Genomic DNA, 16,676 nt, shown 5'->3' with positions numbered 1-16,676 from the left:
GCGCGAGACCCCGCCGTAGTCGAGCACCGCAGGTTGCCCGAAGCGAAGCGTAGGGACCCAGACTGCGGGTCGCCTTTTCTTTGGTGACTTTCTTTTGGCGAAGCAAAAGAAAGTTACTTGCCGCCGGGCAACCCCCGGCCAGCAGAACTTAGAAGAGAGAACCGAAGCGCAAAGACCGGAGCAAGACCCGGCCAACCGCTGCAAGGCCAATCAGCGTCAATTGGCCACAGTAAACCGCTGTCGCACATGCCGAGGCGCCTCAACCTCATCCACGATGGCCACGGCCAGATCGGCCACCGAGATACCAGCCGGCTTATCCCCCTGCCCGGCCAGCAGTTCGTCGCCGCCGAGCCGGTATTTGCCAGTACGCTCGCCGGGCGCCAACCCAATGGGGGGCGAAACAAAACTCCAGTCCAGCGCGCTTTCAAGCTTGAGCTGGTTCAGCGCCTCGCGCGCGGCCAGCGCACCCTGCTTGTATTCGGCGGGAAACTCCGGGGTGTCGACCAGTTGCAGGCCGGGCGCCACATACAGGCTGCCGGCGCCGCCTATCACCAGCAGGCGCTTCAGGCCGGCCTGCTTGACGCCCTTGACGATGGCCTGGCTGGCCTGCAGGTGCAGGTCATAAATCTTCGGCTCGCCCCAGCCGGGGTTGTAGGCGCTGATGAGGGCGTCATGGCCGGCCACGGCCTTGGCGACCTGGTCGGCGTCGAGTGCGTCGGCGGCCACGACTTTGAGGCCGGTTTGCGGCGTGACTTTGCCGGGGTTGCGGGCCAGCACGGTGACCTTGTGGCCGCGGCCCAGCAGTTCGGAAAGAATCGGTGCGCCGATAAAACCGGTGGCGCCAATGAGTGCGATGTTCATGGAAATTTCCCTGTTGATGAAAGAAGCCACTAGTTTGATTGCTTCACAAGCAACTGAATAGTTGGCAAAATTCGCCAACATCCTTAAGCATTACTAATCAATGAGCGATAAATCCCTGGACCAGCTCAAACGCATGGCCGTCTTTGCCGAGGTCGTGGCGGCGGGGTCGCTGACGGCGGCGGCGCGCCGGCTGGGCATGACGCCGTCGGCCGTGAGCCAGCATTTGCGCCAGCTCGAGCAGGCACTGGGCCTGGCCCTGCTGCACCGCTCAACCCGGCGCCTGACGCTGACCGAGGCCGGTGAGCGCTACCACGCCGGCTGCGCCGCCATGGTGGGCGCCGCGCGCGAGGCCGAACAGGCGCTGGTGCGCCTGCGCGATGAACCCGAGGGCGAACTGCGGCTGGCCGCGCCCATAGGCTTCGGCGGCCTGCTGGCATCGGCGCTGGCGCCGCTGCGCGGCCATCCCAAGCTCAGCCTGCGGCTACTGCTGGACGACACCGTCATCGACCTGATCGAGCAGCGGGTGGACATCGCCCTGCGGGTGGGGCATCTGGCCGACTCATCGCTGGTGGCGCGCAAGCTGGGCAGCATGACGCGCGTGCTGTGCGCCTCACCGGCCTACCTGGCCGAGCGCGGCTGGCCCGCGCACCCACAGGATTTGCTGCAGCACGACTGGCTGGCCAGCCGGCCGCAAAACACGGGGGCGGAGATGCTCGAGCTGGAAGGCCCCGGCGGCGAGCGTGAAACCTTGCGGCTGGAGGCGCGCGTGCAGGCCTCGCAGGTCACGGCCGTGCATGCACTGTGCGTGGCAGGCTGGGGCATCAGCATGGCGGTGAGTGAAGACGACCGCCAGGCGCTGGCCGACGGCAGGCTGCTGCCGGTGCTGCCCGGCTGGCGGATGACGGACATGCCGCTTTATGCCGTCACACCGCGGCGCGGAGAGCAGCCGGCGAAGGTGCGGCATACGCTGGATTTACTGGCAGCCTGGTTTGCCGCCCGACAGGACAACGGCGGCATGRCTGCCGCCGCCCGAAGCGCTAACGCCGCTTGACCAGCCCGCCCAGCATCACACACGCCAGCGCGGCCACCACAAACGCGACACCGGCCCATTGCCAGGGCGTGACGACCTCGCCCAGCACCAGCATGCCGGTGGCCAGGCCCACCACGGGCACGCCCAGGCTGAAGGGCGCAACGCGGTTCGCGGGGTGGCGTTTGAGCAGATTCGTCCACAGGCCGTAGCCCAGGATGGTGGCGGCCCAGCCCAGGTAGGCCACTGCCGCCCAACTGGAGGCGCGCGCCTCCAGCCAATGCCAGCGCACGGCCTCGGGATCGAAAGCCCAGGACAGCGCCGCAAAAGGCAGCACGGCCACCAGGCTGCTCCACACCACAAACGACAGCGGCGAATAGTCCTTGTAGGTCTGCTGCACACGCCGCGCCACAATGTTGGACATGGCCCACATGGCCGCCGCACACAGAGTGAGCACAAAGCCCAGCGGCGTGGTCGCGCCGCCGCCGTCCGTGCCGATGTAGTTGAGCGCGAAGCAGGCCAGGCCCAGCGCCGCGAGCACCAGGCCCATCTGCAGCGGGCGGCTGGCGCGTTCGTGCAGCAGCACAAAACCGAACAGCGCGGTCCAGAACACCTGGGTCTGCTGCAGCACCGATGCCAACGCTGCCGTCATGCCGACCTTGAGCGCCAGAAACAAAACGCCGAATTGGCCCACGCCCTGAAAAAGGCCGTAAAACACAATCCATTTCCAGGCGATTTTGGGCGGGCGAATGAGCAGAATCAGCGGCAGCACCGCAAACACGTAGCGGGCGGTGCCCAGCTGAAAAGGTGTGAAGTCGCGCAGCGCGAATTTCATCACCACAAAATTGACGCCCCACAACACCACCACCGTAAGGGCGGCCGCGAGGTCGCGGCCCGTCAGGGCATTGTTCTGCATCGGGATTGGGAGTGGGGCGCGGCTCAGCCCAGCTGCATGTTGCGCGCGGCGTCCAGGTGCGCCTTGACGCGCTGGGCCAGCGCGACGTCGCCGGGCGTCTCGGGCCGCCATTCCTGGGCGGGCAAGGCCTTGCCGTCCAGGTCCACCGCGACAAACACCACCAGGCATTCGGTGATGACCTGCATCTGGCCGACCTTCATGTCACCGGCGCGCACTTCCACCGAGATGTTCATGCTGGTCGTGCCGGTGTAGGCCAGGCGGGCTTCGACTTCGACCAGGTCGCCGATCATGATGGGACGCTGGAAGCGGATGCTGCCCACCGAGACGGTGACGCAGTAGCGCTTGGCCCAGCTGGTGGCGCAGGCATAGCCGGCTTCGTCAATCCATTTCATGACGGTGCCGCCGTGCACCTTGCCGCCGAAGTTGACGGTGCTGGGTTCGGCCAGGAAGCGAAGGGTGATGGATGACATGGGGGCTGCCGGTGGATTGCGGGATGTTCAGTCGTGCCAGACGGTGGCGGCGACACGCATCATATTGTCGCCCATCACGCCGTTGATCTCGGCCTCGTCCAGTCCCACCTGGCGCAGCGCGTCAGGCAGCAGCTGCCAGGTCTCGACAGGCGTGTAAGTCATGCGCTGCACGGCGCGGTTGTAGCCGGCCGACTTCGGCCACCAGTAAGTGGGGTCATAGTCGCCGGGCGGGTTGTCGTTGAGTTCGTCCTGCCGGAAGCTGATGTCCAGGCCTATGCCCACATGCTGCGCGCCGACCAGGCCGGCCACATAGGCCACGTGCCGCGCCATGTCGTTCGCGTCCGGTGTGGTGGTGCCGAGAAAAGCCGAGACGCCCGAGACGCAGACCACACCGCCGGTCGCGGCGCAGGCGCGTATCTGCTCGTCGCTGATGTTGCGGCCGTGCTCGACCAGCGCCAGCGGGTTGGCGTGGCTGAAGATCACCGGCTTTGAAGAGGCCGCCATGATGTCCAGGCTGCAGCGGCGGCCGGTGTGCGAGCAGTCCATCAACATCCCCGCCTCATTGACGGCCCGCACCATGCGCACGCCCAGCGGCGTGAGGCCGCGCGCCTCGTCATGGCAGCCGTCGGCCACGCTGTTGTTGCGGTTGTAGGCGAAGTGGATTTGCCGCACGCCCAGGTCGCGGTACAGCGCCACCATTTCGGGATGCTCCTGCAGCGGCATCGCGCCTTCGAGGTCAAAGCCGATGGCAAGCCGGCCCGCCGCCGCGGCCTCGCGGATGTCGGCCACGCTGGACACCAGCCGGTAGCGCTCGGGGTTCGCTGCGATCTTCGCGCGGAAGGCGGCGATCACCGCCATGATTTGCGCCACCGGGTTCATGTCCATGCCGACGTTGATGGAAACGTAGTGGACGCCCGCCACGCGCAGCGCGTCCATCGGCGAAAAATCGGCCGCCGGGTGCAGCGGCAGACAGGCGTGGGCTTCCCAGTGGATCATGGCGGCGGCGTTTGTTATTAAAGAGGATGAGAAGAAATTAAATCACGCGGCCGGCCGGCGCGCCAGCGGGGCGCGGTAACGATTTACGCGACGGCTGTCGCCTCGGCCGTGTGGCGCTTGAAGCCGGTGGAAGCCTCCATCAGGCTCAGCGTGTAGGCGTTGCTGGCCTTGTGCGCCGCGAGGTCGGCCGAGGCCAGCATTTCCACCGTCTGGCCGCGCTGCATCACCATGAGCCGCTCGCACAGGTGGGTGACGACGGCCAGGTCGTGGCTCACCATGATGAAGGTCAGTCCGCGCCGGCGGCGCAGTTCCTCGAGCAGATTCAGCACCTCGGCCTGCACCGAAGCGTCCAGCGCCGAGGTCGGTTCGTCCAGCAGCAGGATTTGCGGTTCCAGGATCAGGGCCCGCGCGATCGCGATGCGCTGGCGCTGGCCGCCCGAAAGCTGGTGCGGGTAACGAAAACGAAAACCGGTGCCCAGGCCGACTTCTTCAAGTGCGCGTTCTATGCGCGCTTCCGCATCGGCGATGCCGTGGATGGCCAGCGGCTCGGCCAGGATACGGTCCACCGTATGGCGCGGGTGCAGCGAACCATAGGGGTCCTGGAACACCATCTGCACCTGCCGCCTGAAGGCCTTGCTGCCGGGCGCGCTGTCCTGGCCGAGCAACCGGACCGTGCCGGCCGTGCGCGGCGCCAACCCGCAAATGGCGCGCAGCACCGTGGACTTGCCGGAGCCCGATTCGCCGACGATGCCGAAACTCTCGCCGGGGTTCACGGTAAACGACGTGTCGGCAACCGCGACAAAACCGTCGTAGACCACGCGCAGGCCGCTGGCCTCCAGGCCCAGCGCGCTGGATGCGGCCGAGCTCACAGCGCCCACTCCGGTTTGCGGTCCAGCGTGGCCAGCGGGTGCGTCGATTTGCCCAGCTGCGGCAGGCAAGCCATCAGGCCGCGCGTGTAAGGATGCTGCGCGTTCGCCAGGCCGCCGGCGGCCAGCTCTTCCACCACCCGGCCGGCATACATCACCAGGATGCGGTCGCAGAAGGTGGACACCAGCCGCAGGTCATGCGACACCAGGATCAAGCCCATGCCGCGTTCGGCCACCAGGGCGTCGAGGATGGACAGCACCTGCAACTGCACGGTCACATCCAGGGCCGAGGTCGGCTCGTCGGCGATCAGCAGGTCGGGGTCGGCGATCAGCATCATGGCGATCATCGCGCGCTGGCCCATGCCGCCCGACACCTCATGCGGATAAAGCTTGTAGACACGCGCCGGGTCGTCGATGCGCACCGACTCCAGCGCGACGAGCGCGCGTTTTTTCGCTTCCGCCGTTGAAACACGGGTGTGCGCCTGCAGCGTCTCCACAATCTGCGCGCCTATGGTCATGACCGGGTTCAGCGAAAACTTCGGGTCCTGCAGCACCATGGCGATGCGGCCGCCGCGCAACTCGCGGCGCTGGGCCGGCGCACAGTTGAGCAAATCCACGCCGGAAAATTCAAGGCGTTTGGCGCTGATGCGGCCTTCCGGCGCGGTCAGCCCCATGATGGCGCGGCCGGTCTGCGACTTCCCGGATCCCGACTCGCCGACGATGCCCAGGCGCTCGCGGCCCAAGGTGAAAGAGACACCGCGCACCGCTTCCGTCATGCCGCCGTCGCGGCGCGGGAAGCTGACGCGCAGGTCGTCTACAACCAGCAGGGGTGTTGCGGAGTTCGTCGTCATTTCGCGGCCTTCGGATCCAGCGCATCGCGCAGGCCGTCGCCCAGCAGGTTGAAGGCCAGGCTCACGACAAAAATCGCGGCGCCGGGCGCGGCCGCCACCCACCATTGGTCCAACACGTAGAGGCGGCCGTTGGCGATCATCGCGCCCCATTCCGGCATGGGCGGCTGCGCGCCCAGGCCCAGGAAGCCCAGGCCGGCGGCCGTCAGGATGATGCCGGCCATATCCAGCGTGACACGCACGATCACCGAGGACAGGCACAGCGGCATGATGTGGCCCAGCACGATGCGCCAGGGCGAGGCGCCCAGCAACTGCACGGCGGCGATGTAGTCGGTCTGGCGTATCGTCAGCGTCTCGGCCCGCGCCATGCGGGCATAAGGCGGCCAGGAGGTGATGGCGATGGCGATCACCGCGTTCTGTATGCCCGGGCCCAGCGCCGCGACAAAGGCCAGCGCCAGGATCAGGCGCGGAAACGCCAGGAAGATATCGGTGATGCGCATCAGCACCGCATCGACCCAGCCGCCGGCATAACCGGCCACAGTGCCGACAATCAGGCCCAGCGGCGCAGCCAGCACCGCCACCAGGATCACCACCATCAGCGTGATGCGCGAGCCGATGATGATGCGCGAGAGGATGTCGCGCCCCTGATCGTCGGTGCCGAACCAGTGCGCCCATGAAGGCGGCAACAGCCGCGTGGTGCGCAGGTCGCCGGTATAGGCTGAATAAGGCGCCAGCAGGTCGGCAAAGATCGCCACCCCGACCAGGCCCAGCACGATGAGCAGGCCCAGCATCGCCAGCCGGTTGCGCGAAAAATCTCGGCACCCGTGGTACACCCGGCCCATAAAGGCCTGGCGGCGCGAGCCCGGCCTGTCGGTGGCGAGCCAGTCGCGCAGGGATGCACTTTTTGAGATCACAAGGAGACCTCCAGAAATTCGATTGCCGGGATGCAGGGCAAGGCGCAACGCGCGCAGGACACCGGAATGCACTTGCGTGCATGAGGATTCCGAGCACGGTGCAACGCCGCCATGCGCCCGGGAATCGGATTTATGGAGGTCTCCTTCATCGGATGCGTGTCCTTGGGTCTAGCAACTTGTATAAAACGTCAGACAAGAGATTCAAGCCCACAAAGATCGAGCCCACGATGATGGTGCCGCCCAGCACCGCGTTCATGTCGGCGTTCTGCAGCGAGTTGGTGATGTACAAGCCCAGGCCCGGCCAGGCAAACACGGTTTCGGTCAGCACTGAGCCTTCGAGCAGGCCCGCATACGACAGCGCAATCACCGTCACCAGCGGCACCATGGCATTGCGCAGCGCGTGGCGCCAGATGATGCGCGACTCCGACAGGCCCTTGGCGCGCGCAGCGATCACGTATTCCTGTGCGAGTTCGTTGAGCATGAAGGAGCGCGTCATGCGGCTGATGTAGGCCAGCGCGAAATAACCGAGCAACGAGGCCGGCAGTATCAGGTGCGAAAACACATTGCGGAAAGCCTCCCACTCTCCGGCCATGGCGGTGTCGAGCAAAAGCAGACCGGTGACGGGCGTGAGCGTGTATTCATAGGTGACGTCGATGCGTCCCGGCCCCGACACCCAGCCCAGGCGCGCATAAAACACCACCAGCGCCATCAGCCCGAGCCAGAAGATGGGCACTGAATAACCGACCAGGCCGATCACGCGCACCACCTGGTCCACCAGCTTGCCGCGCCGCACCGCCGCCCACACGCCCAGAGGAACGCCCAGGCCCGCGCCTATCAATATGCCCAGGCTGGCGAGCTCCAGCGTGGCCGGAAAGGCGCGCTTGATGTCCGTCATCACCGGGTTGGCGGTCAGCACCGAGACACCGAAGTCGCCCTTGAGCACCTTGCCGAGGTAGATGTAGAACTGCTGGTAAAGCGGTTTGTCCAGCCCCAGTTCCTGGCGCGCGCGCTCAATCACATGGGCCGGCGCCCGGTCGCCCACGATGGCCAGCACCGGGTCTATGGGAATCACCCGGCCTATGAAGAAAGTCACGGCGAGCAGGCCCAGGTAGGTGAGCAAAATCACCACCAGGAAATTGCCGAAGCTCTTGGCGTGCGGCGTCAGGCGTTGCCCGGCAGTGCGCGCGCTCACCGCGGTGAGCGGCGCCATGCCGGCTGCCGTGGGGTCGGGGATGGCCAAAGTCGGTGGAGCTGTCAGCGCTTGGACGCGTTGAACATGTAGTTGCTGTCGAAGGTCGGGCCCAGCTTCAGGCCGTCCACGTTGTTGCGGAAGGCCGCCACCTCGGTTTGCTGGTACAGCATGATGAAGGGGCTGGTCTTGCGGAACTCGGCCTGCAGCTCTTCATACATCTTCTTGCGCTTGCCGGCGTCGCGTTCGAGCACCGCGGCGTCCGATTGCTTGGTCAGCTCGGGAATCGCCCAGGCATTGCGCCAAGCCAGCGGTTTGGCCTTGGCGTCGTCGGCGTTGTCGGGGTTGCGCGTGAAGGTGTCGGCGTTCGAATGCGGATCCCAGTAGTCGGCGCCCCACTGGCCGATGTACATGTCGTGGGTGCGCGCGCGGTACTTGGTCAGCGTCTGCTTGCCGTCGCCGGGAATGATCTCGACGTCGATGCCGGCCTGCTTGGCAGTCTGCTGGAAGGCCTCGGTGATGCCTTGCACCGGCTGGATGGTGCGCATGTCTATGGTCACCTTGAAGCCGTTGGGCAGGCCGGCTTTGGCCAGCAGCTGCTTGGCTTTGGCCACGTCGAGCTTGTAGGGTTTGTCGGTGCTGGCGCCCAGCAGGCCCTGGGGCAGGAAGTTCTGGTTGATCACGCCGATGTTCTTGACCAGCGTGTCGCCGATGGCGCCGTAGTCGACGAGGTATTTCATGGCCTCGCGCACTTCGGGCTTGGCCAGGTTGGGGTTCTTCTGGTTCAGGCTGATGTAGTAGACAGTGCCCTTGGGCGTGGAGGTGAGCTTCACGTCCTTGTTGGCCGAGAGTGCCGCGATGTCCTGCGGACTCAGGTTGCGGGCGATGTCGATGTCGCCTTTTTCCAGCAGCAGGCGCTGCGTGGCCGACTCCTTCACGTGGCGGTAGATCACCCGGGCCAGCTTGGGCTTGGGGCCGTAGTAGTTGTCGTTGCGCTCCAGCGCCACGATTTCATTGGCGCGCCATTCGCGCAGCTTGAGCGGCCCGGAACCGGCGTAATTGGTCTTGAGCCAGGCATAACCCCAGTCGCCGTTGACCTCCTTGGACTGCACCAGTTTCATGTCGACAATGCCGGCCACATTGGCCGTCAGGCAGTTGAAGACGAAGGTCGGCGCATAGGCTTTGTCGGTCTCCATGGTCAGCACGGTCGGGCTGGTGGCCTTGATCTTGTCCTTGACGTTGGCCTTGGAAAAACCGAACTGCGTCAGGATGAAGGCCGGGGATTTGTCCAGCATCACGGCACGCTGTAGCGAGTAGGCCACTTCGTCCGCCGTGAGCGGGTTGCCCGATGCGAACTTGATGCCGGGCTTGATCTCGAAGGTGTAGGTCTTGCCGTCGGCCGAGACGTTCCAGGACTTGGCCACGTCACCGACCAGTTTGGAGGGGTCGTTGACGTCCAGGCGCAGCAGGCGGTCGTAGGTGTTGCCCATGATTTCGCCAGCAGACAGCTCGAAGGCCTCGGCCGGATCCATGGTGATGATGTCGTCAAAGCCGAAGGCCAGCACCAGCGTGTCCTTGGGCGTGGCGGCCAGGGCGGCACCGGCGCCGCAGGCCAGCATGGCGGCCGCTGCGGTGGCGCAAAGCACCCGGCGGCTGAAAAGGGGAAGCATGTGGTTCAAGATGGTTTCCTTCGGTTGGACGGTTCAAAAAGAATACGCTGCGCCGCTTGTGGCGACTGCGCCCGGAGCCCTGGAGGTGAGCACGAACCGTGCCCACCACCCCGCTTGTTGCTGCCTGTAACTTGTACATACAAGCTGGCAGGCTGATGCATTCTGCGCCGCTGCGGGGTCTCGTCAAGACCCGGGTTTTCCGCGATTGCCGAACGAACCAAAAAGGGGCGTCGGGTTTGCTTGGCGCAAATTTCACGAGGCTGGGCTCTGACATCCCGAACGGTTCGAAAACACCCGTTTACGGAGGAAAACACCTATCAAAAACCCATCCTTCCCGGCTTGACGGGCAATTTGGTGTAACGATACAGTAAATCGTTCTACAAAGAACCGACAGAACGCCGAGATCCCAGCGATCGCAAAACACCTCAGGAGACAAAAAATGACTTCCCTTTCACGCCGCCGCTTCGTCCAGACCACGTCCGCCGCCTCTGTTGCCATGGCGACCGGGTTTTCGGGCCTGGCAAAAGCCCAGTCCACCGTCGCGCTGCGCCTGTCGTCCGCGCACCTGCCCGACCTCAACTCCTCGCACTTCGCCTGGCAGCAGCTCATGGAGGCCAACCTCAAGAAGGCCGTGGGCGACAAGATCCGCATCGACTACTTCCCCAACAACCAGCTCGGCAAGGAAAGCGACGTGGTGCAGCAGGTCAAGGTCGGCTCCATCGACATGATGCTGACCGGTTCGTCCATCTGGGCCACGGTGACGCCGCAGCTCGGCATGCTGGACCTCGGCTACCTGTTCGACAGCTACGAGCACGTGGCCAAGGCGCTGGACAGCGGCGTGGGCGCAAAACTCAACGAGATGCTGCAAAAAAGCACGGGCTGCCAGGTCATCACCTGGAGCGCCCATTACGGCGCACGCAACGTCTACACCAAGCAGCCGGTGAAGTCGCTGGCCGACATCAAGAACGTCAAACTGCGCGTGCTGCCGACGCCGGCCTTTATCGAGACCTTCAAGATCATGGGCGCCATCCCCACGCCGATTTCCTTCGGCGAGCTCTACATGGCCGCGCAGACCGGCGTGGTCGACGGCTTCGAGCATGACTCGGGCACGGTGCTGGCGAGCAAGCTCAACGAGGTCGTCAAGCACTGCTGGATGACCGAGCACCTGTTCAGCCCCATGGTCTGCATCATGGGCAAACGCGGCGTTGACAGGATCCCGGCCGAGTTGCGCCCGGCTTTMATGAAGGCCGCCGCCGATTCGACCGTCCAGCTGCGCAAGACCGGCACCGACAAAGGCTTGCAGGGCATCGAAGACCTCAAGAAGCTCGGCATCACCTTCACGCCCATGGCCAAAAACGAGCGCGACCAGGTCCGCAAGGAAATGGAAACCAAGCTCTGGGCCGGCTTTGCCAAGCAATACCCTGAAACCGCGCCGCTGTTCACGGCGATCAGCGCGGCGCGGGGCTGAGCATGGAAGCCAGCATGTCCGCGGCCCTGCCCGGAACGGCGCCCGCGGTGGCGCCCGCCGCCCTGCCTGAAGCCCTCTCGCACAATCCGGCGCACGCGTCCGCGCCCGGCTTCAGCGTCGGCCATTCGCCCGGCCGCTGGCTGGCCTGGCTGATGCGCATGACCGAATACGCCGCGGGCGTGGTGCTGGCCGTTGACGTGCTGGTGGTGTTTGTCTCGGTGGTGTTCCGCTACTTCCTGCACGAGCCCTTCGATTGGGCCGAGGAGGTGGCGCGCGCCCTCATGATCGTGCTGGTGTTCTTCGGCGCGGCCACAGTGCTGGCGCGCAGCCAGCACGTGGGCGTGGACATCTTCCGCGGCCTGCTGCCGGCGCGCTGGCAACCGGCGCTGATGCAATTCGCGAGCTGGATCATCGTGGCCGTGTCGGCCTGCCTGTTCGTCTCTTCCGTCGGCCTGCTGGTGGACTCCTGGTCCAGCACCACGCCCATAGGCCTGCCGCAGTGGATCTACACCTTCCCGGTGGTCATCGGCAGCCTGTTCATGACGATGTTCGGCCTGGCCAACGCGGTCAACGGCCCTTCGCGCGTGGTGTGGTCGACGCTGGGCGTCGGCATCGCCATGGTGGCGGCGGTGGTGGGCTGGAACATGCTGCTGCCCGGCATGGCCATCAAGCCCTGGATGCTGCTGACCGTGGGTTTCGTCGGCGGGCTGCTGCTGGGCGTGCCGATCGCCTTTGTGCTGGGGCTGTCGTCGCTGGTCTTCTTCATGGCCGACCCGTCCCTGCCGATGCTGGTGTATTCGCAGCAGGTGATGGCGGGCACCGACCATTACGTGCTGCTKGCAATTCCCTTCTTTGTGCTGGCCGGGCTGCTGATGGAGTCCAACGGCATGTCGTCTCGCCTCATCGAGCTGCTGCTGCGCATGTTCGGCCGGGTGCGCGGCGGGCTGGGGCTGATCACCATCACCGCCACCGCCTTTTTCTCGGGCGTGTCGGGCTCCAAGCTGGCCGACATCGCGGCGGTGGGCGGCATCATCATGCCGGCCGTGCGCAAGACCAAACAGGACCCGAACGAAACCGCCGGCCTGCTGGCCTGCACGGCCGTGATGGCCGAGACCATCCCGCCCTGCATCAACATGATCATCATGGGCTTCGTCGCCAACATCTCGATTGCCGGCCTCTTCATGGCCGGCCTGGTGCCGGCCGCCGTGCTGGCGCTGTCGCTGGCGGCGGTGACGATTTATGTGGGCACGCGCATCAACCCCGACGAAGCCTTCGACGTGCGCACGCCAATGTTCCGCCTGCTGGGCGGGGCGATGGTGGCGCTGGTCATGGTGGCCATGATAGGCAAGGGCGTCACGTCAGGCGTCGCGACCTCCACCGAGGTCTCGGCCTTCGCCGTGGTCTATGCGCTGGTGGTGGGCTGGCTGGCGTTTCGCGAGCTCACCGTCAAGTCGGTGGCGCAGCTCTTCGTGCGTTCGGCCTCCATGGCCGGCGGCATCCTGTTCATCGTCGCGGCGGCGTCCAGCGTGTCGTTTGCGCTGACCATCCAGCAGATCCCGCAATACCTGTCGACCTTCATGATCGGCTTTGCGCATTCCTATGGCAGCACCATGTTCGTATTGCTGTCGGTGCTCATCATGATCGTCTTCGGGGCCGTGCTGGAAGGCGCGCCCGCGCTGATCATTTTCGGGCCCCTGCTGACGCCGATTGCCTCCCAGCTGGGCGTCAATCCATTACATTTTGGAACCGTCATGGTGATTGCCATGGGATTGGGCTTGTTCGCGCCGCCGGTCGGGCTGGGGCTGTTCGCCACCTGCGCCATCACCGGCACGCACGTCAAGGACGTGGCCCGGCCCATGATGAAATACCTGGCGGTGCTGTTCGTCACGCTGATCCTGCTGGTGCTGGTGCCGCAATTTTCTTTGTGGCTACCGACCCGCATGGGCCTGTGAAAATGCCAGCAGACGCATTCAAAAAGACAGGACAAAAAACGTGAGCAAGATCCGAGATGTCGCCAGCCTGGCCGGGGTTTCCACCAGCACCGTGTCCAACGTGCTCAACGGCCGCGCCAACCGCATGGCCGCCGAGACGCTGGCGCGCGTGGAGGCCGCCATCGCCGAGCTCAAGTACCGGCCCAACTCCACGGCGCGCCAGCTGAAGACCGGCTACACGCCGCTGATAGGGCTGCTGGTGCCGTCCATGGCCAACCCGATGTACGGCTTCATCGCGCGCGAGATCGAGACCCTGGCGCAGGAGCGCTACGGCTTTCGCATCATGATAGGCAACACCTACCGCGACAGGGACAAGGAGACGCGCTTCTTCGACGACCTGCTGGCGCACGGCGTGCGCGGCGTGATCATCATCTCCTCACTGATCGACGAGCAGCACGTGGAGGCCGCGGCCGAACGCGGGATGGTGATGGTGAGCTACGACAGGCGCGCCACGCCGAACATGCGCTCCATCGTCGACCACGTCACGGTGGACAGCTTCGAGTCGGCGCGCATCGCCACGCAGCACCTCATAGACCTGGGCCACCGCCGCCTGGCCTTCGTCACGCCGGCCGGCCGCACCATGAGCCGTAACGAGAAGATCGCCGGCTTCCTGTCGGCCGCCAAAAGCGCGGGGCTGGAAGGCAGCGCCCGCGTCGTCGAAGGCACGCCGGTCGACGAGTACGGCGATTCGATGATGAGCGAAGTGGGCCGCGCCCAGGCCGGCCTGCTGGCCAAATTGCCGGATCGGCCTACCGGCGTGATCGGCGTCAACGACCTGATGGCTTTCGGCCTGATGGCGGGTTTTCGCGACGCCGGCCTGGCGGTGCCCGAAGACGTCTCGGTGATCGGCATCGACAACGTCTTCCTCTCCACGCTGATGCACCCGGCCATGACCAGCGTGCGCCTGCCGGTGCCCGAGATGGCGCAGGTCATGGTCGAACGCGTGATGAGCCGGCTGGCCGATCCGTCCATCGCCACGCAGGAATTCATCTTCCAGCCCACGCTCGTGGCGCGCGATTCGGTTGCCGAATACCGCGCAGGCAAGCGCTGACTTTTTTTGACTTTGAGACAGACAGAACACAAGGTTTTTGAATGACAACGGTTTTTGTCAGCCATCCCCAGAGCAAGCTCGCGCACTACTTCGGCGACCGCGCCATCGCCGCGCTCAAGGCCATTGCCGACGTGCGCTTCAACCCAGGCGACACCGACCTCTCCTCCTCCGAGCTGGCCGCGCTGGCCGGCGATTGCGAGGTCATCATCTCCTACCGCCAGACGGTGGGCGACGAGGCCTTGTTCGCCAGCCTGCCGCAGCTGCTGGCCTTTGTGCGCTGCGCCATCGACATCCGCAACATCGACGTAGCGGCCGCCAGCCGCCACGGCGTGCTGGTCACCCAGGCCAGCGCGGGATTTATCGCCTCGGTCAGCGAATGGATCGTCGGCGTGATGATCGATCTGAGCCGCCACATCAGCGCGACCACGGCCGACTACCACGCCGGCCGGCCTGTCACCCCCGCAATGGGCCGCGAGCTGCGCGGCGCCACGCTGGGTGTCATCGGTTATGGGCAGATCAGCCGCTACCTTTGCGACGTGGCGCTGGCGCTGGGCATGCGCATCGTGGTGCACGATCCCTACACGCCCGTCGGCCGCAAGGAACTCGAGCAGGTCGAGCTGTTGCCGCTGCTGCAGCGTTCCGACTACGTGGTCTGCTTGGCCGCCGCGACCGAGGCCACCGAGAACATGATGAACGCGACGACCTTCGCGGCCATGAAACCCGGCGCGTTTTTCATCAATGCCTCGCGCGGCAACCTGGTCGATGACGAAGCGTTGCTCGCGGCGCTCGACGCCGGCACGATCGCCGGCTGCGCGGTGGACGTGGGCCGCGCGCCCGACCAGATGCCCTCGCCGCGTGTGGCCGCGCACCCGCGTGTGATCGCCTCGCCGCATATCGGCGGCCTCACGCCGCCGGCGGTGGAACACCAGGCGCTGGAGACGGTGGCCCAGGTGGCCGAACTGCTGCGGGGCCGCGCGCCGCAGGGCGCGGTGAATGCGGCCGAGGCCAGGCGCTGGCAACAGGCCACCCAGGCGCCGCAAACAGCCTGAACTACGCCGTCACTTCCCACTTTTTTTGCGAAAGCTTTTTTTCATGCAAGCCACCCAGAACACCATGTACGCCGGCGCCTGCGACTGCCACGTGCACATCTACGAAGACAAATACCCCATGGTGCCCAACGTGGCCTGGGTGCCGCCGCATCTGCCGGTGTCGGCCTATCGTGAAGTGCAAAAGGCGCTGGGCCTGAGCCGCGCCGTCATTGTCCAGCCCTCGGCCTACGGCTTTGACAACACCTGCACGCTGGACGCCGTCGCCCAGCTCGGCGAGTCGGGCCGCGGCATCGCGCTGGTGGCGCCGGAGGTGACGGATGCCGAACTGCGGCGCTTGCATGACGGCGGCATCTGCGGCGTGCGCTACATGATGATCAATCCGGTGCTGGAGTGGCGTTCGCTGGAACCCATGGCGGCTCGGCTGGCCGCGATGGGCTGGATGGTCAACCTGCAGTTGGATGGCCGCAATTTTCCCGACCATGAAGAAGTGCTCAAGCGCCTGCCCTGCAAGCTGGTGATAGACCACAACGGCAAGTTCCTGGAACCCGTCAAGCCCGAGCATCCTTCATTCCAGTCGCTGCTGCGGGTGCTGGATACCGGCAAGGTGTGGATCAAGTTGTCGGCGCCTTATGAAACCTCCAAAGTCGGCGCGCCCGGCTATGACGACGTGAGCCTGATCGCGCGCACGCTGGCGGAGAAGTTTCCTGAGCGCTGCCTCTGGGCGAGTAACTGGCCGCATCCTGGGCGGAATCCGGCGCCTTCCGAAGTCGCGCTTTACGATTTGCTGTTTTCTTGGGTTTCTAGTGATGTGGTTCGGAGGAAGATTTTGGTGGAGAACCCGGCTGGGTTGTATGGCTTTCGGTGAACTCTGCTGAGGGTTGCTGGCCGGGGGTAGCCCGGCGGCTACTCACTTTTCTTTGCTTCGCCAAAAGAAAAGTAAGCAAAGGAAAAGGCGACCCTGGTTGCTGCGTCCCTACGCTTCGCTGCGGGCAACCTGCGGTGCTCGGTCCAGACGGGGTCTCGCTAAACTCGCTTCGCTCAAACAACGCGATCCCTGATCCGCCTGAACCTCCGCTCCTCGGCGCATCCACAAGGGGTGGGGAAGGAATTCCAAACAGCCGAAGACAAGAATCCGAATACTGAAAACCACTAGGACTCGCCTTGGCGAGTCCTAGTTTGTATTTGTCTTCTTGGTATTTCTGTCTTCTGTCCCCGCTCCCGATTGCCCCGTCCTGGCTGGGCCGAGGAGCGCAGACGTAGGCGGATCAGGGATCGCGCTTGTCTGAGCGAAGCGAGTTTGCGCGAGACCCCGCCGTAGTCGAGCACCGCAGGTTGCCCGTAGCGAAGCGTAGGGACCCAG

At 65.1% G+C, this 16,676-nt stretch carries 15 protein-coding genes; 6 read left to right on the top strand and 9 right to left on the bottom strand.

Annotation, left to right across the window (positions count from 1 at the left end):
* Positions 1–216: 216 nt before the first annotated feature.
* The gene (locus AC1D1Y_RS24530) at positions 217–861 is read right to left on the bottom strand and encodes an NAD(P)-dependent oxidoreductase (protein WP_477684637.1); all 645 of its coding nucleotides are present in this window, start codon (positions 859–861) and stop codon (positions 217–219) included.
* Positions 862–961: 100 nt separating this feature from the next.
* Here AC1D1Y_RS24530 and AC1D1Y_RS24525 point away from each other — a divergent pair, with 100 nt between their 5' ends.
* Positions 962–1,912, top strand: a complete 951-nt coding sequence (locus tag AC1D1Y_RS24525; RefSeq protein ID WP_477684636.1) for a LysR family transcriptional regulator — start codon at positions 962–964, stop codon at positions 1,910–1,912.
* Here the strand turns inward: AC1D1Y_RS24525 and AC1D1Y_RS24520 are convergent.
* The 8 genes from AC1D1Y_RS24520 to AC1D1Y_RS24485 form a co-directional block, all read right to left on the bottom strand.
* A complete protein-coding gene (locus AC1D1Y_RS24520; protein WP_477684635.1) occupies positions 1,899–2,804 on the bottom strand; it encodes an EamA family transporter in 906 nt (301 codons plus the stop codon). The genes AC1D1Y_RS24525 and AC1D1Y_RS24520 overlap by 14 nt on opposite strands.
* Positions 2,805–2,827: 23 nt before the next feature.
* Complete coding sequence (locus AC1D1Y_RS24515) at positions 2,828–3,274, bottom strand: acyl-CoA thioesterase (protein WP_477655906.1); 447 nt, start codon at positions 3,272–3,274, stop codon at positions 2,828–2,830.
* A gap of 27 nt (positions 3,275–3,301) precedes the next feature.
* The gene (locus AC1D1Y_RS24510) at positions 3,302–4,270 is read right to left on the bottom strand and encodes a dipeptidase (RefSeq protein WP_477684634.1); all 969 of its coding nucleotides are present in this window, start codon (positions 4,268–4,270) and stop codon (positions 3,302–3,304) included.
* A gap of 83 nt (positions 4,271–4,353) precedes the next feature.
* Positions 4,354–5,115, bottom strand: a complete 762-nt coding sequence (locus AC1D1Y_RS24505) for an ABC transporter ATP-binding protein (protein ID WP_477684640.1) — start codon at positions 5,113–5,115, stop codon at positions 4,354–4,356.
* Between the two features lie 20 nt (positions 5,116–5,135).
* Positions 5,136–5,987, bottom strand: coding sequence for an ABC transporter ATP-binding protein (locus AC1D1Y_RS24500; protein WP_477684633.1), 852 nt, complete (start codon positions 5,985–5,987; stop codon positions 5,136–5,138).
* Complete coding sequence (locus AC1D1Y_RS24495; RefSeq protein ID WP_477684632.1) at positions 5,984–6,898, bottom strand: ABC transporter permease; 915 nt, start codon at positions 6,896–6,898, stop codon at positions 5,984–5,986. Before AC1D1Y_RS24495 ends, AC1D1Y_RS24500 begins: the two co-directional genes overlap by 4 nt.
* Before the next feature lie 145 nt (positions 6,899–7,043).
* Complete coding sequence (locus AC1D1Y_RS24490) at positions 7,044–8,108, bottom strand: ABC transporter permease (RefSeq protein ID WP_477655902.1); 1,065 nt, start codon at positions 8,106–8,108, stop codon at positions 7,044–7,046.
* Between the two features lie 44 nt (positions 8,109–8,152).
* On the bottom strand, positions 8,153–9,757 hold the full coding sequence (locus AC1D1Y_RS24485) for an ABC transporter substrate-binding protein (protein WP_477684639.1): 1,605 nt from the start codon (positions 9,755–9,757) through the stop codon (positions 8,153–8,155).
* 439 nt (positions 9,758–10,196) lie between these two features.
* Between AC1D1Y_RS24485 and AC1D1Y_RS24480 the strand changes: the two genes are divergently transcribed.
* The 5 genes from AC1D1Y_RS24480 to AC1D1Y_RS24460 all read left to right on the top strand — a co-directional run bounded on the left by AC1D1Y_RS24480 (position 10,197) and on the right by AC1D1Y_RS24460 (position 16,181).
* Entirely contained in the window at positions 10,197–11,225 is a 1,029-nt protein-coding gene (locus tag AC1D1Y_RS24480; protein WP_477684631.1) for a TRAP transporter substrate-binding protein, read from the top strand.
* 152 nt (positions 11,226–11,377) lie between these two features.
* Positions 11,378–13,177, top strand: a complete 1,800-nt coding sequence (locus AC1D1Y_RS24475) for a TRAP transporter large permease (RefSeq protein WP_477684638.1) — start codon at positions 11,378–11,380, stop codon at positions 13,175–13,177.
* A 40-nt stretch (positions 13,178–13,217) separates the two neighbouring features.
* A complete protein-coding gene (locus AC1D1Y_RS24470) occupies positions 13,218–14,267 on the top strand; it encodes a LacI family DNA-binding transcriptional regulator (RefSeq protein ID WP_477684630.1) in 1,050 nt (349 codons plus the stop codon).
* 41 nt (positions 14,268–14,308) lie between these two features.
* Positions 14,309–15,316 (top strand): NAD(P)-dependent oxidoreductase, encoded by a 1,008-nt coding sequence (locus AC1D1Y_RS24465; RefSeq protein WP_477684629.1) that lies wholly within the window; start codon positions 14,309–14,311, stop codon positions 15,314–15,316.
* Between the two features lie 43 nt (positions 15,317–15,359).
* Entirely contained in the window at positions 15,360–16,181 is an 822-nt protein-coding gene (locus AC1D1Y_RS24460; protein WP_477684628.1) for an amidohydrolase family protein, read from the top strand.
* Positions 16,182–16,676 lie beyond the last annotated feature (495 nt).

This window comes from Polaromonas sp. P1_G1 (genome assembly GCF_056405595.1).
Note: the sequence above shows the minus strand (reverse complement) of the source record. Positions and strands in the feature narration are given on the sequence as shown.

Bases quoted from the DNA above. Each gene is read 5' to 3' on its own strand.
- AC1D1Y_RS24530 (WP_477684637.1), bottom strand. From the start codon at position 861: ATGAACATCGCACTCATTGGCGCCACCGGTTTTATCGGCGCACCGATT.
- AC1D1Y_RS24520 (WP_477684635.1), bottom strand. From the start codon at position 2,804: ATGCAGAACAATGCCCTGACGGGCCGCGACCTCGCGGCCGCCCTTACG.
- AC1D1Y_RS24515 (WP_477655906.1), bottom strand. From the start codon at position 3,274: ATGTCATCCATCACCCTTCGCTTCCTGGCCGAACCCAGCACCGTCAAC.
- AC1D1Y_RS24510 (WP_477684634.1), bottom strand. From the start codon at position 4,270: ATGATCCACTGGGAAGCCCACGCCTGTCTGCCGCTGCACCCGGCGGCC.
- AC1D1Y_RS24500 (WP_477684633.1), bottom strand. From the start codon at position 5,987: ATGACGACGAACTCCGCAACACCCCTGCTGGTTGTAGACGACCTGCGC.
- AC1D1Y_RS24490 (WP_477655902.1), bottom strand. From the start codon at position 8,108: ATGGCGCCGCTCACCGCGGTGAGCGCGCGCACTGCCGGGCAACGCCTG.
- AC1D1Y_RS24485 (WP_477684639.1), bottom strand. From the start codon at position 9,757: ATGCTTCCCCTTTTCAGCCGCCGGGTGCTTTGCGCCACCGCAGCGGCC.
- AC1D1Y_RS24465 (WP_477684629.1), top strand. From the start codon at position 14,309: ATGACAACGGTTTTTGTCAGCCATCCCCAGAGCAAGCTCGCGCACTAC.
- AC1D1Y_RS24460 (WP_477684628.1), top strand. From the start codon at position 15,360: ATGCAAGCCACCCAGAACACCATGTACGCCGGCGCCTGCGACTGCCAC.